Raw genomic sequence first — 22,415 nt, 5'->3', positions numbered from 1 at the left:
ACGGGGTGCGGTGCGGGCGCTCTGGGGAGCTGCTAGTCGGCGAGCTTGAGGGCGCGGCGGATGGACGGATAGAGAACGGCCACGAGCACCGCGTTGAAGGCGGCGGTTGCGAAGATGACCGGGATCATGGCGGCGGGGAGCACGGAGAGGACCTCGGGCGCGAAGCCCATGACCGCGAGCTTGATCACCATGAAGATGAGGCCTGAGAGGACCGTGGTGACGAAGGTGGCGATGAGCGGGATGAACTTGGCCGCGGGCGTGCGCATGCCGGCGTTCACGATGAGGGCCATGACCATGGCAGCGATGCCCTCGGCGGCGAAGTCGATGAAGGGCGAGGAGGTGGTCAGCTGGATCACGGCCGCGGAGATCAAGCCCATAACGAGGGCCTGCGCGATGTTCGGGCGCACCGCGAGGATCGTGATGCAGAAGGCCGAGATGATGAACTCGGGACCGATGGCACCGGCGGTGAGGGCGTACACGGACTTGCCTACGGTGAAGTTCAGGATGAAGCCCGCGGCGATGAGGATCGCCAGGAGCACGAGCGCCTTGATGTCGAGCTTGCCGCGGTCGACGGCGGAGGTGACGGTACGGGGCTGGGTGGAAGCGGTGGTGTTGGAAGGCATGGGAGGTTCCTTTCTTATGCCGGTGCAGAGGACGTGCATGGACGGAGGCGCGCGATGCGGATCGAGGGGTCGAAGACGCGGGAGCCGCTCGGCAAAAGAAAAGGCCCCCGGTCAAACCGGAGGCCTGGGGCTACCTGAGAGCAGGAGCGAGGGGACTCACCGTCGACCAATCGAGTTCGCATCGCGCCACCACCAGTTGTTGAGAGCGTTGGTGTTCTTCATCGTGGCGGCTCCTTTCAGATGCTCGATTCCAGTCGTTGCGGTGCACTATAGCACAGTGGATTGGACAGGCAGCGCGGAAAAGGGCATCGGTTTCGGATTTGTTTCGAGATGCCCAAGATAGCTGTAGTGGTCTCGGGGACCGGGAGCCGCGCGGTTGCGAACTCGAAGACAGGCCAGCCTGCGATCAGCCTCCGAGGCGTGCCGACGAGAAGAAATGCGTGACGACACGGTTTCGGAGGGACCGTGGGATCGCCTGGCGCCTCGCCGTTCGAACCCTGTTTTGCCCGTTGGCGCCCTGTCACCCGAACCCTGCTGACCGCTGGCACCCTGTCCATCGAAGTAAGATTTGCATTATCTTGAGCTATGCATAGATTTGAACGGAAAAGGGCAACGTTATGAGCGCCTCTATGCATATCTCGACTTTTTGCACCAGTTTTGAACAGGCGTTTTGTCGTAGATACTCCTGATGCCGGCGGCAAGCTATTCATAGCTCAAGATAATGCAAAAACGGTCTCGGCCGAGGTGCATTACACCAAACTTTGGAGTCGGCCTGCGCCGCGCCAGCCCCCACGAGCCGCCCATCCTCCCCCTCGCCACACCGCTTTGCTAAGCTGCTGACCGGTGGCGAAGACGCAAGGGAGACGAGATGGCGGACATACCGGACTTCCTTGAGGAGCAGATCACCGCTGACTTTGGTGACGAGACCGCGGCGACCATCCGCCGTGGTTGGGAGGAGGCCGCCCAGCGGCCGGTGACGCTGCGCGCCAACGCACTCAAGGCGACCGCCGAGGAGGTTTGCAGCGAGTTGGAGCAGGCCGGCCTCCCCGTTGAGCGCGTCGCCTGGTATCCGGATGCCTTCATCATGGGGGCAGGCGTGAGCGAGCGCGACCTCTGGGCACTCCCCCTCTACCAAGAGGGCCGCATCTACCTGCAGAGTCTCTCATCCATGCTGCCGCCGCTCGCCCTCGCACCCCAGCCGGGCACCGACATCCTCGACATGTGCGCGGCCCCCGGCGGCAAGACCACGCAGCTGGCTGCACTTGCACCCGGGGCACGCGTCACGGCCTGCGAGCTCAACGTTCCGCGCGCGGAGCGCCTTGAGCACAACCTCGCCAAATTGGGAGCCGCCAACGTGCAGGTCATGCGCACTGACGCCCGCCGGCTCGACGAGTTCTTCTCCTTTGATCAGGTCCTGCTCGACGCACCCTGCACCGGAACGGGGACCTTCCGTGCGGGAGACAGCCGCGCCGCTGCGCGCATCACGGGCAAGCTCCTCGCCAAGGTCACGCGATCGCAAGCGGCCCTCCTCGACCGCGCCCTCACGGTCTTGAAGCCAGGCGGCACCCTCATCTACTCAACCTGCTCGATCCTGCCGTCGGAGAACGAGGAGCAGGTGCGGCGCATCCTCTCGATGCGCCGGCATCGCGACTGCGAGCTCGTCTCCTTGGGTCCGGAGGAGCTGTTCGGCGCCCTCCCGGTAGCCCCGCAGCGTGATGACACCGCTCAAAATGCGGATGGACTGAAGGCACCGCACGACGCGGCAACGACGGAGATGAGGGACGCACCGGCATCGAAGGAACCCGGTGACCCGATGAGCATGGCGATCTCCGAGCATCTCGGGCGTGCGGAGGACCTCCCTCGCCTGCTCCCTACCAGACTCGACGGCACGGCCCTCATCGCCCCGAGCGCGCGTTTCGAAGGCTTCTTCCTCGCCAAGATCACCCGGAACGCGTAAAGCCCATCTAAAAACGAGTGAAAGCGTTGCGGCCTTGGGGCATGCGTCTCGCGGCAGGCCGTGGCGGGATCGCGCACGCGGGCACAGCTCCGCAGCCGCGTGCCACATCAGACCTGTCCGCAGCTCAGCCGTCCGTCTGCATACACCTTCGACGTGAGCCGATGCGAACGAAATCAACCCCCTGATACCGCATGAAAAACGGCCGGCTCCTCAAGGGACACCGGCCGTGCGCACCGCATAGCGGCGCATCAACACGTGAGGCTATGGCTCACCGAGCGTGGCGTGGCCTTCCATCGGCGGCGCCGCCCCGACGGGCGCGATCGGCGCGCTCCCGCGCCCTGCGGCGGTCCTTGATCGCAGTAACCGCGAAGTAAACAGCGGCAACGACGGCGATGGCGGCCACGCAGATGAGCACCGGTCCGAGGACCCCTGCGATATCCATGCGTGACTCCCCTTTCTGTCTCGTCCGTACACAACCAGCTTACCAGACGAACCCCGCATACCGACGGGGCCGACACGACTTACAAAAGCGTCATCGGGCTGTTTGTTTCGTGCGCGGCCTCGTGGGTATAACCAAGCAGCTTTATCATGCACGCATGCCAACTGCTGTTGTTCACTCCTAAGGAGAAGCCATGGCCCCCACCGATCTCTTCGACCCCTCTGATATGTTTCCCGCAAGCGGGTCGTCACCGCAGGCGGAGGGCGCGCCGAGCGAACCACCCATGCCCGTGCCGGCGGAGGTTCCCGCCGAGGTGGACGCGTCGATTGATTTCACGGAGGTGGAGATCACGACCGAGCTCTCCAAGCCCTCGTCGGTCATCACGCCCACCGGCGTGCTCGCCCTCGACCCCGCCCCCATCGACGGCCGCCTGCGCCACGCCGCGCTGAGCGTGCCCGAGGAGATCTCGGAGTCGAGCGGCTTCACCCTCTTCGGTCGCCGGATCCGCTCGCTGCTCTACACCACCGACGTGGCCGTCATCAAAAACGCCGACGCCGACGCGATCTTCGCCGTCTATCCCTTCACCGGGCAGCCCGCCATCACGCAGGCGCTGCTCACCGTCTCGGAGTGCCCCGTCTTCGTGGGCGTTGGCGGCGGCACCACGAGCGGCAAGCGGTCCGTGCAGCTCGCGGCCGTATCCGAGATGCAGGGTGCCGCAGGCGTCATCGTCAACTCCCCGGCCACGCCTGAGCTGGTCGAGCAGATCTCTTCGATGGTCGATATCCCCGTGGTCGCCACGGTGGTGCGCTGCGACGCCGACGCGCACGCGAAAGTGGCGGCGGGGGCGAAGATCCTGAACGTGGCAGCTGGCAAGGAGACACCCGCCGTGCTCCGGGCCCTGCGCGAGCACTACCCCAACCTGCCGCTCATCGCATCCGGCGGCCGTAGCTCGCTCTCCGTGCGTGAGACCATCGCCGCCGGTGCGAACGCCGTGATCTGGACCCCGCCATCATCGCAGCAGATGCTCGCGGACATGATGAAACGCTACCGTGAGGCCGAGCAGGCGCCGGGTCCTGAGCCCACGTCGGTCGAGTTCGATCCGGTGACCGCGGCGGATGTGAACCCGCTTGAGAGCGCCCGTGCGGATGTGCCCATTCCGGATGAGCTCATCGCGCGGGTGCATAACGCTCGGGAGAAGCGGGCGCGGCGGCGTGAGCGATTGGGGTTCTTTTTCTCGAAGAAGAAAGATGAGGGGGATAGGTAGGGCTGTTTCTATCCCACCGCCCTGTTCCGGCTGTGCCCGCAGCGCGTGGCTTCGCAAACGCGCTGCGGGCACAGCCGGAACAGGGCTACGGTAACGGTTGGCACTCCCCCATGCATAAAAGGTGATGAGCCGCCGAAGGGAGCAGAAGCTCCCTTCGGCGGCTTGCTTCGCACATGGCTGCACCGGGGCAATGCTGGGCGCGCTTTGCGCGCCCAGCTGCGTGTGGGCCGGATGCGCGGATGCGGCTTGTGGGCGCAGTGTGCGCGACCGCTTTGAACCGAGGCTGCCTATGCCCGCCTCGGTTCGCCCATGAAGAAGAGGGCTACGGTGCCGGGACCGGTGTGGCTGCCGATCACGGTGCCGATGTTGTAGATGCCGATCTTCCCTGAGAGCGTCGGGATGCGCTCCGACACCAGGCGCGCCACTTCCTCGGCGTCCTCGCGGCAGTCGGAGTGGGAGATGCAACAGCGGCCTTGGTAGGAGGCGCCGTCCTCGATGCGCTCGGCGCAGATGCGCGCGAGCTCGGCCATGGCCTTCTTCTTAGTGCGGATCTTCGCGCGGGGGATCAGGTGGCCGGCGGCGTCGATGTCGAGCACGGGGCAGATCTTGAGCGCCGTGGCAATGAGCGCGCTTGTCTTGGAGACGCGGCCGCCGCGCTTCAGGCACTCGAGATCGGAGACGTAGAACCAGGAGTTGAGCTCGAGCTTGTGCTCCTCGGCCCATGCGGCGACCTCCTCGATGCCCTGACCCGCATCGCGCAGATCGGCTAGGTACTCGAGGAGCATGCCGTAGCCGGCGCTCGCTGCCAGCGAGTCGATGACGATGATGCGGCGGTCGGGGTAGGCTGCGGTGAGCTGGTCGCGGGCGATGCAGGCGGAGTTGTAGGCGCCGGAGATGCCTGAGGAGAGGCTGACGTGCAGGATGTCCTCACCTGCCTGCAGATGGGGCTCCCAGGTGGCCGCGTACTCCCCCGCCGCGGGCTGGGAGGTCGTGGGCTCGGATCCCGCCATGATCTTCTCGAAGAAGGCCGCGGGCGTGATGCTCTCGTAGAGGTCGTCGGCGAAGATCTCGCCGTCCATCTGGTAATGGAAGAGCGTGCAGAGGATATCGCGCTCCTCGAAGAACGAGCGCGGGTGGTCGGCGGTCGAGCAGGCGGAAAGCGCATATGCTGACATGGGGTCTCCTCAGATGTGGACGTGCGGGGCTTGATAGTCCAATTATGGCATGTCATGAGGCGGCGTGCAGGGGGACACGTGTGCGATAACGTGGATGAATAGCCCGGCCGTATCGAATCACCCCCACCGGACATGGCTCGGTGACCCATTCGACAGCGCCCGGTCACCGCTGCACAGCGGCATCAGCCCCACCGTGTGCGGCAAGGTCGCGTATACTGTTTCTGCTGCAACAACGTGCTCTAGAGAACTGGTTCACTATGAGGATCGCCGTCATCGGGCTCGGCTACGTCGGGCTTTCGCTCTCCTGCCTCTTCGCCCGTGAACACGAGGTCGATGCGTTTGACACCGATCCCTCCCGGGTCGCCGCGATACACGATGGGCGTTCCCCGCTGCAGGAGGCGGCGATAGGGCGCTTTCTCTTGGAGCATCCCGGACGGGTACGCGCCCATGTAGCCGACGCCTCCGCGTACAAACGCCTGCTTCCCGCCGCCGACGTCATCATCATCGCCACGCCCACCAACTACGACGACCGGGCGAACCACTTCGACACCTCATCGGTCGACGAAACCCTCGGGCTCATAGAGGAGTCTGGTGCGGCGGCCACCGTCGTCATCAAATCGACCATTCCCGTTGGCTACACCGATGCCGCCTCCCGAGAGCACCCGAGCCTTCCCCTCCTCTTCTCGCCCGAGTTCCTGCGCGAGGGAACGGCCCTTGAAGACAACCTGCACCCCTCTCGAATCGTGGTCGGCTACTCTGCGCCAGCAAATCTGGGGCGCGCACGGGACTTCGCCGACCTGCTCGCCAGGGCATCGGAGGAGGATCCTGATACGATCCCATGCCACCTCATGACGGCATCTGAGGCCGAGTCGGTGAAGTTGTTCGCAAACACCTACCTTGCGCTGCGGATCGCCTTCTTCAACGAGCTCGACACCTACGCCGAGAGCCGTGGCCTCTCAACCGAGCGCATCATCGAGGCCGTCTGCGCAGATGAGCGGATCGGCGACTACTACAACAATCCCTCGTTCGGCTACGGTGGCTACTGCCTGCCAAAAGACTCCAAGCAGCTGCTTGCGAACTACGCTACGGTTCCGCAGGACTTGATCCAGGCCATCGTCGACTCCAACGAGACGCGCAAGGCGTATATCGCCGAGCAGATCCTCGGCAGGAAACCGCAGCGCGTGGGCGTGTACCGCCTCGTCATGAAGGCGGGGTCGGACAACTTCCGGTCGAGCTCCATCATCGACATCATCGAGCGTCTGCGTGACCAAGGCACCGAGGTGCTGATCTATGAACCGTCGCTCACCACGGTGACCTTTGCGGGCTGCGTGGTCACCGCCGATCTGGACCATTTGAAGGCGACCTGCGACCTCATCATCTGCAACCGGATGAGCCCCGAGCTTTCCGATGTGTCCGATAAGGTGTACACGCGCGATATCTGGTCGCGCGGTTAGAGGGAGGGACCAGATGAGCCCCCGTGTCTCCGTGATCATCCCCGTCCATAACGCCGAGCGTTACATGGATGAATGCCTCACCTCCGTCCAACGCCAGACGGAGCGGGATATCGAGATCATCCTCGTCGACGACACCTCACGTGACCGATCCGTCACCATGATCGAGGAGGCCGCCGCGACAGACCCGCGCATTCGGCTCCTGCACACCACCTCCAACAAAGGCGCCGGTCACGCGCGCAACCTGGGCGTCGAGGCCGCACATGGGGTCTACCTCGCCTTCCTCGATGCCGACGACTTTTTCGAGCCGACGTTCCTCGAGGAGGCGGCCGACGCCCTCGACTCCTACGAAGCCGACCTCGTCATCACCAAATCGACCACGTACGAGGTGAGCTCCGGCGAGGATTACGAGACGGGATGGACCTTCGTTGCCGACCAGGTCCCGTCGGCGCAGCCCTTTTCCTACCGCGACATGCCCGGGCACATCTTCAACACCTTCTCGAACGTGCCCTGGAACAAGGTGTTCCGCGCCTCCTTCGTGGCACGGCACCATCTTCGCTTCCAGGAGGTATTCCGCACCAACGACCTGCTGTTCACCTGCTCCGCCCTGGTCCTCGCCGGGCGCATCGTCACCATACCGAAACCGTTCACGCACTACCGTGTCGGCGCCCTCACCAACAGCCAGGCCACGAACGAGCGCCAGCCGCTCGCCTTCTTCGAGGCCTTCCAGGCCCTGCACGATGTTCTCGACGAGCATGGAATCCTGCCTGAGGTGGAACAGAGCTTTGTGAACCACGCGCTCGACGGCTTCCTCGCCAACATGGCGTCCCAGCGAACCTTTGAGGGATGCCGGACCGTCTTCGAGGTGCGCCACACCTATGACCAGGCATTTGGGATCAGCAGCCGGCCCACGGAGTATTTCTATAACACGGGGCAGATCGAGAGCTTCCGCAAGACGCTCGATGACGATTTCGAGCACTTCCTCTTCTCCACGCTGCTTGACACGCGTATTGAACGCAACGCAGCATGGGAACGCGGTCGGGTCATCGAACGGCAGATGTGGGAAAACTTCCATACCGCAAAAGACCTAAAAGAGCGCAACCGGGAGCTTGAGGCGAATTTGGATGAGCTCAATGAGGCTCGCGCGCAGCAGGAGGAGCGCATAGGCGCGCTTGAGGGCGCCCGCGCGGCGGTTGAGGGCTCGCTCTCCTTCAGGATCGGCCGGACGCTCACGGCACCGGGCAGGCGCCTCCGGGATCTCCTCTCCTAGGGGCCTGGCGCCCAGAGCGCGCTAGGCCAGATCCTGCTGATCCCGTGCGCCCCGGCCCTCGGCCTCGATGTCGAGCAGGGCCATCGAATCCGCAAAGGCATGCGCCTCGGCAACCTGCCAGGCGATCTTCTCGAGCTGCTCGGCCTGACGGCGCGATGACATCGGCAGGCGATCGGCCACCGCCCGCCGCACGTGCTTCAAGGGACCGATGGACGTGAGACGCGAGCCGAAGCGGCGCACGAAGAACAGCGGGTTGCTCCTGAGGGTGTTGAGGTAGAACACGAATTTGCGCTGCACGCCGAAGGCCCGTTTGCGATCTTTCAGGATTGCGCGCGCCATGGAACCGAATATGCGGTCGCGCATGAGCTCATCAAGCTGCTCGGGGCTGAAATACGTCTTCCATACCGCGTCGAGGAAGTTCGCGAGCGGCGTGCGCCACTCAACCGGCGCGCTCATGATGTCGATGAGCACGAACTCGGCCATAAGCTGCAGAAGCTCGGTCCCGTAGCGCTCGGTGAACCCGGCTTCGGCCCAGTCACGCGAGATGCGCTCGACGATGCGCACGTGGTCGTACAGGCGGAGGTAGCGGTCCTCGCTGCGCGACATCATCAGCGAGCCGTCACGGCCCACGCGATAGAAATACAGCTTGTCCTCAATGAAGACGGTCTTGGACGACCGCGGGTAGACCGCATAGTGAAAGATCTTGTCCTCGCCGTAACGGAGCTCCTCATCGAACAGCAGCCTGTTCTCAAGCAAGAAGGAGCGGCGACAGGCAGTGCGCCATGCGAAGGGCTCGGCCGCCTCATCGGTGAAGATGTCCGGCGCGAAGGCCGTGTACACCTTGTCGCGCGGACTCAAAACACGCTCGAGCCATGCATCGTGCGTGCCTGCGGGAACGACCTCACCGCCGAAGGTCACCACATCGGCGTTCGTGGCCTCAAACGCTTCCACGAGGCATGCGGCCATGCCCTTGGCGACGAAATCATCAGAGTCGACGAAGCACACGATATCGCCCGTGGCGGCGAGAATGCCCGCGTTTCGAGCCGACGAGAGGCCTCCGTTCTCCTTCTCAACGACGCGGATGCGCGGCTCGACGGCTCGATAACGCTCGAGGATCTGCGCCGAGCGGTCGGTTGCACCGTCGTTCACGCAGACGATCTCGATGGCTCGATAACTCTGGTTCCTGAGGGAGTCCAGGCAGCGCGGAAGATAGCGCTCAACGTTGTAGACGGGGACGACGATGCTGACCGTGATCACGTGAAAAACCTCACTCTAATGCCGGGCGCGGAACGCCATGAGACGCAGGGTGTTTACAAGGCCGCCGGAACGGAGCAAGCGGCGGAAGCGCTCACCGCGCGTCTTCGCACCGTCGGAGGTACGCTTCAGAGCGTAGAGCTCGGGGTGCGCGAGCAGCAGCTCGAGGGAGACGCGCTTGCCCGGCTCGAAGATCTCGAGGTTGAGCGCACCGCGGTCGCGGACGGCCGCCATGTCCTGCCTCATGCGCGGGAGGAAGGTCGCCGCGAGGTCATCGGTCAGGCGGTCGTAGTTCCATTCATAGCTGTCGAACTGCATCCGGCCGAGGATGTCACGGAGGTAGGGACGGTCCTGCCAGTGCGTGTCGAGGTAGCGGTTCATCTCCTCGTACTCGTCGCAGACACAGAAGACCTTGCCCGGGTTGTTGACCGAGGACTTCTCGTTGTCCTGGCGGTAGTGAAGGAAGGCTCGATCGATCAGGACGGCGTTGGTGCACGACGACCACACCTTGAAGTTGAAGCCCGCGTCCTGGTATGAGGCACCGGGGCTCGGGAGGAACGTGATGTCGTTCTCCTCGAGGAAGGACCGCTTGTAGATCGCCGACCAGATCGACGGCTTGCGGTAGAAGACCTCGCGCTCCACCTGCGGGTTGATGTGGCCCTCGAGGGCGGCGTCGACCCACTGGAAGCGCACATTGCGGGCCGTGGGCTTCGACCAGAACAGGTAGAAATCCGTCTTGACGACCTGGGCGTCGTATTTGACCGCCGCGCGGTACATGGTCTCGAGCCCATCGAGCTCCATGTAGTCGTCCGACTCCAGGATCCCGATGTAGGTGCCCCGGGCCCGTGCGAGCGCGATGTTCATGGAGTCGCCGTACCCTGAGTTCGGCTTGTCGATCACGACGAAACGCGGGTCTGCGGCAGCGCACTCATTGATGATGGCTAGAGAGCTGTCCGTGGAACCGTCGTTGATGCAGATGATCTCGATGTCGGTGAGCGTCTGGTCGCGCGCGGAGTCAAGGCACTCGCGCAAATAGCGCTCCACATTGCAGATGGGGACGAGCAGTGAGATCAAGGGGGCCTCTTGCATGACGCGATCCTTGGCCTTTCGACGTGTCGGACATGGTGTCCTAGGTATGGTAGCACGGCATGTGACGTGCGGTTCTTATACGCCGTGCCTACCCGGTTTCGCCATGAAGAGGTTGTGGTGGCCGGCGAGGGCGCACCCCTCGGGTTGCCGCACGCATGCCATCGACTGGTGGCTCCCCTGGCCGAACATGGCGGCCCTCGCGCCGCTCCCCTTCGGGCCCTACCTCGCTGCGGCGCTTCGTACCACCTGCGCCATCTCGTTCACCTGGCTCCTGAAGGGCGGCGGGCGTAAAGCGTAGGCTGCGGTTACTCCACGTCGATGCGGTAGAGGCGCATGTCCCCCTCGCTCAAGATCGGCGTGAAGCCGGGGGTATCGTCGTTGACGGCGTCGATACCCTTCCAGTCCTCAGGGAAGTACGAGATCGAATAGGATCTCGTGGGGTCCTCCTGATCCTTGAGATCGAGCACGAGCAGGTAGCGGGCACCGATGGCGCGAACAGCATCGCGAACCTCCTCATTTGTGGCCACCTCATCAAGGTGCTCGCGGATCAAGGTGCTCTCCTGGGTCTCACCAGCCTTGTCGGCGAGGAAATCACGGTAGTAGATGTTCGCGCCGTAAAGCCCGTAGAGGTACACGGATCCATCGTTCGGGGAATTCAGGATCAGGGTTCCGGCGGGCAGCTCCTCGAGGACCCGTTTGCAGAAGTCCTCCTCCGTCTTGCTCAGGAACTTTGCCGAACCCACGGCATTCTGGACCGCCACCTCTGATGACACGTAGCCGAAACCGGTGAACACCTCACCGTAACCGCGCAGTTTGTAGCTCGGAAAGAACACGAGGACGAACAAGACGATGGCGGCGAGGGCGCGTGAGGCGGCGCGGTGCTCACGCACGAACGAAGATCTGCGATCGAGCCATGCGAGGGCGGCGCGGAACGCCGTCGCGATGCCAACAGCCGCAAGCGGCACGGCGAACACGCCCACCATGGCCGATATGCGATGCGGGTCGGTGTACCAGAACCCGGCCAGAACATGCTTCAACGTGCCCTCGGTTGAGGTGTCGACGATATAGATGAAACCGGTGAGCAGGAACGGGGCGACCAGCCAGCGCTTACCCTTGGTGGAGAGCAGCTTGATGCAGCCGAGCCACACGAGCACGGCGACGAGGGTCTGCGCCGAGTGCCCAGACATGCCCAGCGTCACGACGTCTATGAACGCTTGGTGCTTCGATAGCCGCGCGGGCCAGTTGAAGCTCACGGTCGCAGCAAAGAAGGGGCTCTTGTAGCACAGGGCCCAGATGGCAAGCACCGCAGCCGCGACGATCGCCGGCGCGATGAAGCGGCGTGGGTCGGCGGCGCCGAGCCTCTCCGTGGCGATGCGCAGCGCAGTTGCGATGCAGAACGGCGCGAGGAACAACGCGGCCATGAAGATGCCGCTTGGATGTGCGAGGGCAACGCCCACCGATGAGATGACGAACATGGCCGTCGGAGAAACCCCGCTGCAGAATCCGTCCCGTTCAACCCTGCGCACCATCACGATGAAGCTTCCGCAAATCAAAGGTACGAGGACATTCGACAGATTGTTTGGATAGAGTGGTCCAAAAATGACGAAATCCCATGGAGAAGCAGAGATGCACATCGTAGCCAATGCCCCGGCAACAAGGTAAGCAGAGCTCGCGTGGAACAGTTGCTTCAGCAGATAGTAGCTTGCAAGAGGCCAGACTATTGCGATCACCACAGCATTCATCGCATTGACCGCTAGTGTGACCGGTGCATTGGTGACCATGACAGCCAAGGTGACAACGATGTGCCAGGCGGCCGGATAGAACCCACCCATCTTGCTCTGCACAGAGGAGATCCCCGCTGCGCCAAGATCTTGATACAGAGAGACATGGAGAAATGAAAGGTCACCCGTATCGAGAAAACTGCGAACCAGACCGATATGCATATAGTTATCGATTGCTTGAAACATCGAGTCCGCCCCATCAAGATTCTTGATGAACACGAACAAGGTCGAAGCTATACCAATAAGCACATACAAACCGAGCCACGCAGCCTCGTGCGTGGAGCGATCGCCTAACTGCCTCACTTGACGGCTGCAGAGGTCGGCATCGCGGCGATGCGGCCTCCCAAGCACTGCCCGCGCTACACCAACACCTGCGGCGATAATAAGTGGTGGTGCAAGGAGCAGCACGGGGCTCGCTGGGATGCTCATCATCGAAAATAGTACGGCCTCGGCGCAAAACAGGATGATGCTCACAGCCGGAGCAAATACAAGGGTCGTCTTAAGCCGCTTTCCCGCGGCCAAGAGCATGAAACCGCCTGGGATCAGAAGCATCCCGGTGATGAGTGCAAACACAATCAGGAAGGTGAGCCACATACTCTAACTCCAAGATGCAAAACGTGTTCAAAGGATGTTCGAAAAGCCGCTCTTATAGACGCCCGCTGGTGCAATAGCCTTCAAGCTCCCGAAGAAAGGGATGGTCGAGGTCGGCCGCAGAGCGGATCGACTCCTCCAACGGAATCGGCCAGGCGACAGCGATCTCAGGATCCGCTAGATTCACGAACGTATAGGCGCTCTTCAAGTCAGCAGACCAGTGCGCATCCACCAAGTAGGTATATGCAGTCCCCGCCTCGAGACATTGGAACGCATTCGCAACTCCACGCGGCACGTAAATGGCGGTGCTCGGCTCTAACTCTCTGGTGTACACAGCCCCAAAGCCGTGACCGGGACGCAAATCTATCCAAGCTCCAAAGACGCTTCCGCACGCAATCGAAATGAACTTGTTCCACGGCTCTGCGTGAAAGCCACGCGTCACGCCTCGCTCAGCATTGAAGCTGATGTTGTTCTGCACGATCCGCAGATCAGGGATCCCGAGCTCAACCATCTTCGCGCGCTGGTAATTCTCCTTAAACCATCCTCGCTCATCGCCATGAAGCGTGAGGTCAACGACTTTGAGTCCTTCGATTCCCGTCTCATGAACAGCCAGGGTTTTTTCAAACTGCATATTCGCCATGTGAATCTCCCCTCACTGCCCCTGCTCCGCGTATTTCGCCTCGGTGGCCTCCTTGACCGGACGCCACCACTCCTCATGCTCTCGATACCATGCGATCGTGGCGTCGAGGCCCGCGGCGAAATCGGTGTGCGCCGGCTCCCAGCCGAGCTCACGGCGGAGCTTCGTCGCATCGATCGCGTAGCGGCGGTCGTGCCCGGGGCGGTCGCGAACCCAGTCGAAATCATCGGAGCTGCGGCCCATCCGCTCGAGGATGGCGCGCAGGACATCGATGTTGCTCCGTTCACCATCCGCACCGATGAGGTAGGTCTCCCCCAACCGACCGCGCGTGAGGATCTCCCAGACCGCTGAGCTGTGATCCTCGGTGTGGATCCAGTCGCGCACGTTTCTGCCGTCACCGTAGAGCTTTGGACGGCGTCCCATCAGAATATTCGTGATCTGGCGCGGAATGAATTTCTCAACGTGCTGGTAGGGGCCATAGTTGTTCGAGCAATTCGAGATCGTCGCTGCCACACCGTAGGTGCGGTGCCAGGCGCGCACGAGCTGGTCGCTCGCAGCCTTCGTGCTCGAGTACGGGCTTGAGGGATGGTAGGGCGTGTCCTCGGTGAAGCGCGCAGGGTCGTCCAGGGCGAGGTCGCCGTAGACCTCGTCGGTGCTCACATGGTGGTAGCGGACCCCATGGCGTCGCGCGGCCTCAAGCAGCTGGAATGTTCCCTCGACGTTGGTGCGCAGGAACGGCCTGGGATCGGCGATGGAGTTGTCGTTGTGGCTCTCAGCCGCGTAATGCACGATCGCGTCATGCCCGGGGACGATGCGATCAAGCAAATCAGCATCGCAGATGTCCCCCACCACGAGCTCGACGCGGTCCTCTGGCAGGCCCGCGATATTCTCAGGGTTGCCGGCGTACGTGAGCTTATCGAGCACCGTGACGTGCACCTCGGGGTGCTCGCGCACCACATGGTGGACGAAGTTCGACCCGATGAAGCCGCAGCCTCCGGTGACGATGATGTTTTTTGGCGTGAAAGTCGCCGCGTTCATTACCGACTCCCTATTCCGATGCGAAACCGGCTGACCGATACACGGTGTTGCGCGCCACCCGCTTGAGGTAGGCACCGTATGTCGACTTTCCATATCGCTCTGCCGACGCGACGAGCTCATCCCGTGTTATCCATCCGCTGAGAAAGGCGATCTCCTCAAGGGCGGCGATCTTAAGACCCTGATTCGTCTCGATGGTCCGCACGAACTCGCCCGCACGGTACAGGCTGTCCATCGTTCCCGTATCGAACCACGCAGAGCCGCGATGAAGCAGCTCGACATCGAGCGAACCGTCATCGAGGTACATTTGGTTGATCGATGAGATCTCAAGCTCCCCTCGGTCTGACGGGACTACGCGACGGGCGAAATCAACCACGCGCTCGTCGTAGAAATACAGGCCCGTCACCGCATAGTTGCTCCGCGGAATGGCAGGCTTTTCCTCGATTGACAGAGCGCGCATACGATCGTCAAACTCCACGACGCCAAAGCGCTCTGGATCCTCTACATAATATGCGAACACCGTGGCGCCACCGGCTTTGGTTGCAGCCCGCCTAAGTTTATCAGTGAGGCCACCGCCGTAGAAAACGTTGTCCCCTAGCACAAGTGCGCATGACTCACCTGCGATGAACTCCTCTCCCAGGAGAAACGCTTGCGCGAGTCCATCTGGCGAGGGCTGCTCGCAATAGCTGAAACGCACGCCGTAGCGCGAGCCGTCACCGAGAAGATCTCGGTACAGGTCTATATCGCGCGGTGTGGTGATGACAAGGATGTCGCGTATGCCTGCCAGCATCAACATGCTCACCGAATAGTAGATCATCGGCTTGTCATATACCGGAAGCAGTTGCTTGCTCGTCACGCAGGTGAGCGGGTACAGGCGAGTTCCCGATCCGCCCGCCAACACGATGCCCTTCATAGCCTCTCCTTCTCGGTCCCGTATCGACCACAGATTCTCTAAGTATACGTATGTCTGCCCGGAAGCCGCCTATCCCCATAAAGAACCGATGCGCTACAAGGTGTTAAGGCTCTCGCTCCTCGCATACACGCGGTTGATGAGACGCGCGATCGGACGAGGCCAAATGCGCTCCATGATCTCAAGGGTCTCACGTGTCCTGATGTTCTCCGATAGATTCCGCGAGGTCGCAGACTCAGCGTAGATGCGGTGCCCCATGAGGGCCCTTGGAATGTAGAGGAAGCGGCCTGGCCTAGATGACAAGTTGACCCATGTGAGGTAATCGCAGCTGTCACGTAACGTGACATCGAACGGATATGGGCCGAGTAGCTCTTTGTTGAGCGTTACCGAAGGACAGCAGATGGGGCAACCGAACCCGAGAACCAGCCGCTTCACGGTCTTGCGTCCATTCAACGCGGGAACCTGGAACGGTTTATTCATGATCCGTTTGACGCGAAGCATGGTATTTGACTCGATAGTGCCCTCAGGACGGAGCTCGCGATAATCTGTGAAACTAATCTGGATGTCGCGCGCCCGATAGCGGTTGAACCCTGCAAGCACTGACTCAAGAAACGTGCGGTCATACTCATCGTCTTGATGGGCAATCGTCACAAGCGGCGTGGCCGCCTGATCATAGCCATAGTTCCAGTCATCGCCGGCGAAATGCGGACGCGGGTTCACCACCAGCAAAACGTCCCGGCTTTCGCATACGCCTCGAATGTAATCACTCGGGGTCGAAGTTGAGACGATCACCGTGCTGGGGACGGACTGATTGAGAAGCCTATCGATGGTGTCGCCCAGATATGGGTTGTCTTTGTAGGCGCAGACCACGAAGGTGTGGTCTTCGGGTGTGTAGGCCGCCACGCGCTATCTGACCTCCCCAGCCGCAACGAGGGCGGCATGGATCTTGCTCGCATCGCCCCACACCCCGGGCGAGTCGTAGGGGCGGTCAGGATATGCTCCATAGTCGAGGGCTATATTGAGCCCATGTGAGGCGATGAACTCCTCAACCTGATCGGCGAGGGAGCGCGGGGTACCAGAGCAGCAGCTGATGGTGCCCAGCACCTCATCCTGCAAGACGCAGGCCGAGATCTGTCGGGCGAGCTCGCCTACATCGATAAAATCATATTTGTTCTTTCCCGAGGTGAACGGGAACCGCTTTTCGCCCGCCGCATCGGCACGCAGGAGTTTGCCGAAGATCGAGCGCGATGAGGAATCGTCGCCGTAAATGTAAAAGCCGCGCAGCCACTGCGCCTTGATCCCCGCCTTTTCGGCTGCAAGCATGAGGGAGCGCCTAAGCGCGTCCTTCGAGATGCCGTAGAGACTCTGCGGATTGCACGGGGTGGCCTCATCTATGGCACCCTCCCAGTAGCCCACCTCATGCATGGTCCCCATACCAGCAACCTGGCCCACGCCCATCTCGATCACCTGTAAAACAAAGCGATAGTGGGCCGAGAGATCGAGCATGTGGGACGTATTCGCATGATCGAATCCGTTGCGCCATGCAAGATGAAGACAGACATCAGGCACCTCAGTGAGGACATCTGCGAGCGAGAATGCCGGATCGAGAAGGTCAGCCTCCACGAACGAATCCGACAGGTCGCCCGCGCGTCGGCGCCGGTCGACCCCGATCACGCGCGCGCCGCGTTCCTTCAGCGCGCGGACCACATGCTGGCCGATGTATCCTGATGCCCCGGTGACTAAAACCGACTTCACGAGCGCTCCCTTCGAAGGCCACTTGCATACCGTATGATAGCCCGATTCCCTCTTCTGAGCTCAACCAGTCTGCTGGCACCGGCTCCTACCATAGAGAAAGCGTAGGGTTCCCGACACCACCAATTGGACCGTTATAATGGAAACGCTGTATCACACGCCGTCTGGAGGCCCCACACGATGCCAACCCTTGTGATCGTCCCTGCATACAACGAGGAGGACTCCATTGAGGCGACCATCGATGAACTCATCGCTAAAGCCCCCGAGCTTGACTATGTGATTGTGAACGATGGCTCCCGCGATCGAACTCGCGAGATCTGCGAGCGACGCTCTTATAACGTGGTGTCCCATCCGGTGAACCTTGGACTTGCCGGAGCCTTTCAGACCGGCATGAAGTATGCGATGCGACACGGATACGATCGCGCCATTCAGTTCGATGCCGACGGCCAACATATGCCGACTTTCATTTCTGATCTGGTTGACGTCATGATCGATGACAACGCCGACATCGTCATCGGCTCCCGATTTGTCACCGAGCCAAAGCCGAGCTCTCTGCGCATGCTGGGCTCGAATATGATTTCAGCCATCATCGCGCTGACCACCGGCACAAAGATCAACGACCCCACATCAGGCATGCGACTCTATAACCGTCGCATGATCAAGGAGTTCGCCACGCGGGGCGATCTGTCTCCTGAACCTGACACCCTCGCCTTTCTCATCAGGAAGAAAAGCGCGCACGTAAGCGAGGTTCAGGTAAGCATGCGCGAGCGTATGGCCGGCGAGAGCTATCTCACGCTTTCGAAATCCATCTCCTACATGGCGACCGCCTTCGCTTCCATCCTCTTTGCCCAATGGTTCAGGAGATAATCTATGGCCACCACTCTTCGCATCCTGCTCATCGTTTCCGCTTTGATGGTGACAGCCTTTGTCGCCCGCCGAATCCGCAAAGGCCAGTTCAGCGTCGGGGACTCGCTTTTCTGGCTCATATTGAGCTTTAGCATCCTGCTATCCGCCATCTTCCCCGGAGTGCCCATCGCCCTCTCCCAGATGCTCGGCATCACCTCCCCGTCAAACTTTGTGTTCCTGGTGGTTATCGCCCTGCTTCTGATTCGCGAGTTCACGCTGCAAATGTCTCTATCCCAGCTACGCTCCAAGCTCACCACCTTGGTGCAAGAGATGGCCCTTGATGAGCATGGTCCTGAGGGCAGATAGCGATGTATCTGATCGACAACTTCTACTCGCCGGCCGAAGTGCTCGAGATGATCGTCTCGACCATACGCACGCGTCTGTTCTTTCCAGGAGCGCGCCTTATCCGCTTCCCTTTTTACTTGCGAGGTAAGCCACGCCTGCGCTTTGGCGCTGGTTTCACCACAGGATACCGCTGCCGCATCGAGATCATCGGAGACGGACGTGATGACCGTGCGGTGAAGCTCACGCTGGGCGAGAACGCACGGCTCGGTGACCAAGTTCACATCGTGTCTGCGGAGCGCGTCCGCATTGGAGACAACTTCCTCGCCGCGTCAAAGGTGTTCATCAGCGACTGTGCACACGGCTGCTACACGGGCGGTGGATCGTCTGCGCCAGACACCGATCCTGCTGCCAGACCCTTGACGTCGGCCCCCGTCACCATCGGTGACAACGTGTGGCTTGGAGAGAACGTCTGCGTGCTTCCGGGCGTCAGCATTGGCGACGGCTCCGTCATTGGCTCAAACGCCGTGGTCACCCATGATATTCCTGCAGGATGCATCGCTGCTGGCGTGCCGGCACAGGTGATCAAGCGATATGATCCCGCCACTAAGTCATGGGACCCTGTTCTGTGATCCTAAAACGGCCACTACAACCTAGATACTGACCATGCGAAGAGAATTGCGTCGATGAGAAGCGCAATGCCGAATGAGACCATGATTGTCCAATTGATCCCCGCCATCGAAAATGAGGCCATAAATGGCTGGGAAACGATCAAGCACACGGCCACGGCAATCAGATTGGATATCATAAGCCCACGAAGCTGGCCCATCACCACCAACACATCAAGGAAAACCGCTGCGAAAGCCACCTCGGAAGTCGCGATGATCACAGGAACGAGCAGGTGCGCGCTCTCAGCGATCGATGGTCCGTAGAGTTTAACGAGCGCCGCCTCTCCAAATAGGGCCGCAAGCATCACCAATATAACGAAAACAATGAGCAGACCGCCGATGATCGTGAGGAGCCCGCGTACAAGCGCGCGCCGGTCGCGATCTGCGCGCGCGCGAGCGAGCCCGACCACAAAAGGAGCAGTAAGAAAAGAAGCGGCCAGCTGCACGATCACGGTAGGAGTCGCGACAGCAGCGTAAACACCAAGGGAATCTCCTCCGTATAGGTTGCCAAAGATCTGACGGGCAAGGGACACCACGGATCCATAGCAGAGGAGCGCAATGAACGCGGGGAGATAGCGACGGAACATCGTCAATACCGTGGATGTGCTCACTAAGGGTGCAATCGAACCAAACAAGGATGCGTGCCGGGCATCGAAGAGCAGAGTAACCGTCATGCAACCGATTGACATCGCGATCACGGCAATGTTGATATTATTCGTGAGAACAAGGCTGAGCGAGAAAGCGAGCAGGATAATGACCCCGCGCAACGCCTGCGAAATGCCAATGAAATCCATCCGCTCCGATTTCTGCTCGATTGCGTAGTACACGCTGCAAAACGACTCATCAACCTTGAATAGGAAGAAACAGAGAGCTGCGACGAGCAGGGTTGGCGAGGAGGTCGTTAGGATCGTATAGATGCTCATGGACAGCACGGCGACGCAAACGGTAACGACACGAAATCCAATGTACTCGCGTGCGGAAAACCGATCTTCCGCATCGGAGACCTGCACGCTGCGCATGTTGTACGTTGCGATCGTGTAGAGGATGTTCCCGAGCGCCATGCCATAGGCAAGAGCGCCGGAATTATCGTAGCCCTTGGAGAGAACGACGACGAGAACCGTGATCAGCCAGAGGCATCCCTGGTAGAACAAGGCACCCAGTGTGTTCCATATCAAGTTGGCACGCACTGAGAGAGGCTGTGGGGCAGAGGCCGTCACGTCTTCGCGCTCACCTCTCATACTCCAAACTCCTCATGGATCTCTTTGTAGAAGGAGGCTGTCTCCTCTATCGTTCGTTTCCATGTGAACGCACGAGATCGTTCGAGACCAGTGCTGACCTGTTGAGAGAAGAGCGCTGAATTCTCTTTCAATTCAGAAATCGCCGCGGCAACCGATTGAGGCCGAACGTCATCAAGAAGGACGCCGGCAGCTCCTGCCACCTCGGGGATGGAGCTCTTCGGCTGTGCGATCACAGGCACGCCCGACGCCATGCCTTCAAGCACGGGTATCCCGAACCCCTCATAATCTGAGAGATACAGCAGGGCGATCGATTCGCTGAAGATGCGGCAAACCTCTTCTGAGGACGGGTAGATCAGGGATCTCCATCGTCCTGGAATCCTCTCCTCGACAAACGCCTTCTCTTCATCGGTTAAGCCTGCACCCATGATGACAAGGGTAACGTCGGGGCAGAGACTGGCGGCTTCCACCGCAAGAGGAAAGTTCTTGTACCCGGTACGCGCTCCAATGAAGGCGACCTGGGGCTTGCGCTCGCGTTCGACGTATCTATATGAATCGGCATCATAGGCAAGGGGGATTACCCGGGTCAGTCGACCGCGAGACTCTGGTATGAACTCCTCCATATCACGTCGGGTGCTCTCAGAGATGCAGATGAGCGCCTGCGAGCGTTTCACAGCATGCCTAATCTGGGCCATGTGCACTGCGCGGTTGACCCCTTTGATGTAATGCTGCCAGATGAAATCATAGACAGTGGTGATGTTTGTGATACCCGCCGTCTTTGAAACGCGATAGCAGCTCGAATGGAAGATAGCGTCAGGAACGGGGCTCGCAACCGGCGCAAACTGTGCCCACCTGAGCGGGCTGTCATTGCTCTCGATAAGCGTGCTGCCTTTTGAGATCTTCAGGCGCTGACGAACGGTGTTCGCCTGTGCCTCGCGACGCTCGAGGATTGTGAGGTTGAACCTATCATCGCGATCGATCCCCTCCTCAATTTGGCGCCAGTAGACTGAAGCACCTCCGGCTTTTTGCAAGCTGAAAACAATGTTGTCAAGTACGATCGGGATGGCCGGCATACGAGCTCCTTCTAATGCGCAACGGAGGCATCGAGATTGTGTCGCCAATACTCGATCATATCTCGCACTGTCTGATCGAAAGGTATCTCGGGCTTCCAACCGACCAACCTCTCTATCCTGCCGATATCCGCCTGTATCCGTGGGGTATCAGATGAGCGGACACGGCTGGGATCCACGACGATCTTAAACGAGGCGTCTGAAGCAGACCGGATTAGCTCGCCCACAGATGCGAGGGAGCGCGCCGTCCCGCTGCCGACATTCACTGTTTGACCGACACTCGATTCACATTCGATCAACAATCTATACGCGCGAACGACATCGCGGACATCAGAGAAATCGCGCTCAACCGCAAGGTTGCCCACATGGAGCACTGGCTCCTGTCTCCCCTGCTCGATGAGGACCGCCTGTTTGCACCAGCTGGAGATCACAAACGCATCCGCCTGGCCGGGGCCCGTGTGGTTGAAGGATCTGGTTTTGATAACTCTCAGCCCGTACTCCGTGGCATACAGATGCGAGAACAGCTCTTGAGCCTGCTTGGAAATCCCATAGGGGTTGGTTGCAGCGAGAGGAGCCGTTTCAGCAAGTGGTCCGGAACTCGGTAGATACTCCTCAGATGTCCCCACGATGAGCATGATGGGTTCTGTGGGAGCCCTACGCACCGCTTCAAATAGGTTGATCGCCCCATTAACGTTCACCGTCACGGTGTCCTGGGGTCTCCGCCACGATAGGCCAACGGAGGATACGGCTGCAAGATTGACCACTGCCGCGGGCTCCGCTTCTTGCACCAGGCGTAAGACAGACGCAGCATCGGTCAGATCGACACCGCGAGCATCAGAGATCTCTGACGGAATGGCGGATGGGTTGCGATCGGCGGCGACAACCTGCCATCCATGCGATATGAGCTCACGACAAAGCCAGGGTCCAACAAACCCCGCCGCTCCGATGACAAGGGCCCGTCGTTCCCCCGCCATCAAGCGCGCACCGCCCGTGCCTCATTTTCTGCCAGCTCAAGATCATGGCGGG

22 protein-coding genes are annotated in these 22,415 nt (G+C 60.8%); 8 read left to right on the top strand and 14 right to left on the bottom strand.

What is annotated here, in order from left to right; genetic code table 11:
• Positions 1–32 precede the first annotated feature (32 nt).
• Positions 33–623 (bottom strand): hypothetical protein, encoded by a 591-nt coding sequence (locus CAP13_RS03320; protein WP_085830213.1) that lies wholly within the window; start codon positions 621–623, stop codon positions 33–35.
• An 868-nt stretch (positions 624–1,491) separates the two neighbouring features.
• Here CAP13_RS03320 and CAP13_RS03315 point away from each other — a divergent pair.
• Positions 1,492–2,580: an RsmB/NOP family class I SAM-dependent RNA methyltransferase gene (locus CAP13_RS03315; RefSeq protein ID WP_085830212.1), complete on the top strand. Its 1,089-nt coding sequence runs from the start codon at positions 1,492–1,494 to the stop codon at positions 2,578–2,580.
• Between the two features lie 268 nt (positions 2,581–2,848).
• Here CAP13_RS03315 and CAP13_RS09860 read toward each other — a convergent pair whose 3' ends face one another.
• A complete protein-coding gene (locus tag CAP13_RS09860; protein WP_179184915.1) occupies positions 2,849–3,022 on the bottom strand; it encodes a hypothetical protein in 174 nt (57 codons plus the stop codon).
• 190 nt (positions 3,023–3,212) lie between these two features.
• Between CAP13_RS09860 and CAP13_RS03310 the strand changes: the two genes are divergently transcribed.
• Positions 3,213–4,283, top strand: coding sequence for a beta/alpha barrel domain-containing protein (locus tag CAP13_RS03310; RefSeq protein ID WP_245798879.1), 1,071 nt, complete (start codon positions 3,213–3,215; stop codon positions 4,281–4,283).
• A 287-nt stretch (positions 4,284–4,570) separates the two neighbouring features.
• Here CAP13_RS03310 and CAP13_RS03305 read toward each other — a convergent pair whose 3' ends face one another.
• Positions 4,571–5,458, bottom strand: a complete 888-nt coding sequence (locus tag CAP13_RS03305) for a DegV family protein (protein ID WP_085830211.1) — start codon at positions 5,456–5,458, stop codon at positions 4,571–4,573.
• Positions 5,459–5,715: 257 nt separating this feature from the next.
• Here CAP13_RS03305 and CAP13_RS03300 point away from each other — a divergent pair, with 257 nt between their 5' ends.
• Positions 5,716–6,912: a nucleotide sugar dehydrogenase gene (locus CAP13_RS03300; protein ID WP_085830210.1), complete on the top strand. Its 1,197-nt coding sequence runs from the start codon at positions 5,716–5,718 to the stop codon at positions 6,910–6,912.
• A gap of 13 nt (positions 6,913–6,925) precedes the next feature.
• Complete coding sequence (locus CAP13_RS03295; protein WP_179184914.1) at positions 6,926–8,179, top strand: glycosyltransferase family 2 protein; 1,254 nt, start codon at positions 6,926–6,928, stop codon at positions 8,177–8,179.
• A 21-nt stretch (positions 8,180–8,200) separates the two neighbouring features.
• On the opposite strand, the gene CAP13_RS03290 is transcribed toward CAP13_RS03295, so the two are convergent.
• Together CAP13_RS03290 and CAP13_RS03285 are read right to left on the bottom strand one after the other, a co-directional pair.
• Positions 8,201–9,436, bottom strand: coding sequence for a glycosyltransferase family 2 protein (locus CAP13_RS03290; RefSeq protein WP_085830208.1), 1,236 nt, complete (start codon positions 9,434–9,436; stop codon positions 8,201–8,203).
• Positions 9,437–9,451: 15 nt separating this feature from the next.
• Complete coding sequence (locus CAP13_RS03285) at positions 9,452–10,522, bottom strand: glycosyltransferase family 2 protein (RefSeq protein ID WP_085830207.1); 1,071 nt, start codon at positions 10,520–10,522, stop codon at positions 9,452–9,454.
• 103 nt (positions 10,523–10,625) lie between these two features.
• On the opposite strand from CAP13_RS03285, the gene CAP13_RS09640 reads away from it, so the two are divergent.
• Positions 10,626–10,820 (top strand): hypothetical protein, encoded by a 195-nt coding sequence (locus CAP13_RS09640; RefSeq protein WP_143764876.1) that lies wholly within the window; start codon positions 10,626–10,628, stop codon positions 10,818–10,820.
• Positions 10,821–10,827: 7 nt separating this feature from the next.
• Here CAP13_RS09640 and CAP13_RS10395 read toward each other — a convergent pair whose 3' ends face one another.
• The 6 genes from CAP13_RS10395 to CAP13_RS03250 form a co-directional block, all read right to left on the bottom strand.
• Positions 10,828–12,855, bottom strand: coding sequence for a DUF6541 family protein (locus CAP13_RS10395; RefSeq protein ID WP_342743208.1), 2,028 nt, complete (start codon positions 12,853–12,855; stop codon positions 10,828–10,830).
• Positions 12,856–12,949: 94 nt separating this feature from the next.
• Complete coding sequence (locus CAP13_RS03270) at positions 12,950–13,534, bottom strand: dTDP-4-dehydrorhamnose 3,5-epimerase family protein (RefSeq protein ID WP_218775295.1); 585 nt, start codon at positions 13,532–13,534, stop codon at positions 12,950–12,952.
• Between the two features lie 12 nt (positions 13,535–13,546).
• Positions 13,547–14,569, bottom strand: a complete 1,023-nt coding sequence (rfbB, locus tag CAP13_RS03265; RefSeq protein ID WP_085830204.1) for a dTDP-glucose 4,6-dehydratase — start codon at positions 14,567–14,569, stop codon at positions 13,547–13,549.
• Positions 14,570–14,579: 10 nt separating this feature from the next.
• Positions 14,580–15,479 carry a glucose-1-phosphate thymidylyltransferase RfbA gene (rfbA, locus tag CAP13_RS03260; RefSeq protein WP_085830203.1) on the bottom strand — a complete coding sequence of 300 codons (900 nt, stop codon included), beginning with the start codon at positions 15,477–15,479 and terminating at the stop codon, positions 14,580–14,582.
• A gap of 93 nt (positions 15,480–15,572) precedes the next feature.
• Positions 15,573–16,379: a glycosyltransferase gene (locus tag CAP13_RS03255; protein WP_085830202.1), complete on the bottom strand. Its 807-nt coding sequence runs from the start codon at positions 16,377–16,379 to the stop codon at positions 15,573–15,575.
• Between the two features lie 3 nt (positions 16,380–16,382).
• Positions 16,383–17,231, bottom strand: a complete 849-nt coding sequence (locus tag CAP13_RS03250) for an NAD-dependent epimerase/dehydratase family protein (protein ID WP_085830201.1) — start codon at positions 17,229–17,231, stop codon at positions 16,383–16,385.
• A gap of 177 nt (positions 17,232–17,408) precedes the next feature.
• On the opposite strand from CAP13_RS03250, the gene CAP13_RS03245 reads away from it, so the two are divergent.
• The 3 genes from CAP13_RS03245 to CAP13_RS03235 are packed head-to-tail and all read left to right on the top strand — an operon-like array spanning position 17,409 to position 19,048.
• On the top strand, positions 17,409–18,095 hold the full coding sequence (locus CAP13_RS03245) for a glycosyltransferase family 2 protein (protein WP_085830200.1): 687 nt from the start codon (positions 17,409–17,411) through the stop codon (positions 18,093–18,095).
• 3 nt (positions 18,096–18,098) lie between these two features.
• Entirely contained in the window at positions 18,099–18,440 is a 342-nt protein-coding gene (locus tag CAP13_RS03240; RefSeq protein ID WP_085830199.1) for a DUF2304 domain-containing protein, read from the top strand.
• A 2-nt stretch (positions 18,441–18,442) separates the two neighbouring features.
• Positions 18,443–19,048 carry a DapH/DapD/GlmU-related protein gene (locus CAP13_RS03235; protein ID WP_085830198.1) on the top strand — a complete coding sequence of 202 codons (606 nt, stop codon included), beginning with the start codon at positions 18,443–18,445 and terminating at the stop codon, positions 19,046–19,048.
• A 14-nt stretch (positions 19,049–19,062) separates the two neighbouring features.
• Here CAP13_RS03235 and CAP13_RS03230 read toward each other — a convergent pair whose 3' ends face one another.
• Genes CAP13_RS03230 through CAP13_RS03220 form a run of 3 tightly spaced genes read right to left on the bottom strand, consistent with a single transcriptional unit; the run spans position 19,063 to position 22,363 of the window.
• The gene (locus CAP13_RS03230) at positions 19,063–20,322 is read right to left on the bottom strand and encodes a polysaccharide biosynthesis protein (protein WP_085830197.1); all 1,260 of its coding nucleotides are present in this window, start codon (positions 20,320–20,322) and stop codon (positions 19,063–19,065) included.
• Entirely contained in the window at positions 20,319–21,392 is a 1,074-nt protein-coding gene (locus CAP13_RS03225) for a glycosyltransferase family 4 protein (protein WP_085830196.1), read from the bottom strand. The genes CAP13_RS03230 and CAP13_RS03225 overlap by 4 nt, the downstream gene beginning before the upstream one ends.
• An 11-nt stretch (positions 21,393–21,403) precedes the next feature.
• On the bottom strand, positions 21,404–22,363 hold the full coding sequence (locus CAP13_RS03220) for an SDR family NAD(P)-dependent oxidoreductase (RefSeq protein WP_085830195.1): 960 nt from the start codon (positions 22,361–22,363) through the stop codon (positions 21,404–21,406).
• Between the last annotated feature and the right edge of the window lie 52 nt (positions 22,364–22,415).

It is taken from the genome of Collinsella vaginalis, from assembly GCF_900176655.1.
Taxonomy (GTDB): Bacteria; Actinomycetota; Coriobacteriia; order Coriobacteriales; family Coriobacteriaceae; genus Collinsella; species Collinsella vaginalis.
This window is presented reverse-complemented; position numbering and strand designations above follow the sequence as displayed.

Excerpts from the sequence above, each read along its gene's own strand:
- rfbB (WP_085830204.1), bottom strand. The coding sequence starts at position 14,569 with ATGAACGCGGCGACTTTCACGCCAAAAAACATCATCGTCACCGGAGGC.
- CAP13_RS03305 (WP_085830211.1), bottom strand. The coding sequence starts at position 5,458 with ATGTCAGCATATGCGCTTTCCGCCTGCTCGACCGCCGACCACCCGCGC.
- CAP13_RS09640 (WP_143764876.1), top strand. The coding sequence starts at position 10,626 with ATGAAGAGGTTGTGGTGGCCGGCGAGGGCGCACCCCTCGGGTTGCCGC.
- CAP13_RS03270 (WP_218775295.1), bottom strand. The coding sequence starts at position 13,534 with ATGGCGAATATGCAGTTTGAAAAAACCCTGGCTGTTCATGAGACGGGA.
- CAP13_RS03320 (WP_085830213.1), bottom strand. The coding sequence starts at position 623 with ATGCCTTCCAACACCACCGCTTCCACCCAGCCCCGTACCGTCACCTCC.
- CAP13_RS10395 (WP_342743208.1), bottom strand. The coding sequence starts at position 12,855 with ATGCTTCTGATCCCAGGCGGTTTCATGCTCTTGGCCGCGGGAAAGCGG.
- CAP13_RS03240 (WP_085830199.1), top strand. The coding sequence starts at position 18,099 with ATGGCCACCACTCTTCGCATCCTGCTCATCGTTTCCGCTTTGATGGTG.
- CAP13_RS09860 (WP_179184915.1), bottom strand. The coding sequence starts at position 3,022 with ATGGATATCGCAGGGGTCCTCGGACCGGTGCTCATCTGCGTGGCCGCC.
- rfbA (WP_085830203.1), bottom strand. The coding sequence starts at position 15,479 with ATGAAGGGCATCGTGTTGGCGGGCGGATCGGGAACTCGCCTGTACCCG.
- CAP13_RS03245 (WP_085830200.1), top strand. The coding sequence starts at position 17,409 with ATGCCAACCCTTGTGATCGTCCCTGCATACAACGAGGAGGACTCCATT.
- CAP13_RS03230 (WP_085830197.1), bottom strand. The coding sequence starts at position 20,322 with ATGAGAGGTGAGCGCGAAGACGTGACGGCCTCTGCCCCACAGCCTCTC.
- CAP13_RS03285 (WP_085830207.1), bottom strand. The coding sequence starts at position 10,522 with ATGCAAGAGGCCCCCTTGATCTCACTGCTCGTCCCCATCTGCAATGTG.
- CAP13_RS03235 (WP_085830198.1), top strand. The coding sequence starts at position 18,443 with ATGTATCTGATCGACAACTTCTACTCGCCGGCCGAAGTGCTCGAGATG.
- CAP13_RS03295 (WP_179184914.1), top strand. The coding sequence starts at position 6,926 with ATGAGCCCCCGTGTCTCCGTGATCATCCCCGTCCATAACGCCGAGCGT.
- CAP13_RS03310 (WP_245798879.1), top strand. The coding sequence starts at position 3,213 with ATGGCCCCCACCGATCTCTTCGACCCCTCTGATATGTTTCCCGCAAGC.
- CAP13_RS03315 (WP_085830212.1), top strand. The coding sequence starts at position 1,492 with ATGGCGGACATACCGGACTTCCTTGAGGAGCAGATCACCGCTGACTTT.
- CAP13_RS03220 (WP_085830195.1), bottom strand. The coding sequence starts at position 22,363 with ATGGCGGGGGAACGACGGGCCCTTGTCATCGGAGCGGCGGGGTTTGTT.
- CAP13_RS03300 (WP_085830210.1), top strand. The coding sequence starts at position 5,716 with ATGAGGATCGCCGTCATCGGGCTCGGCTACGTCGGGCTTTCGCTCTCC.
- CAP13_RS03225 (WP_085830196.1), bottom strand. The coding sequence starts at position 21,392 with ATGCCGGCCATCCCGATCGTACTTGACAACATTGTTTTCAGCTTGCAA.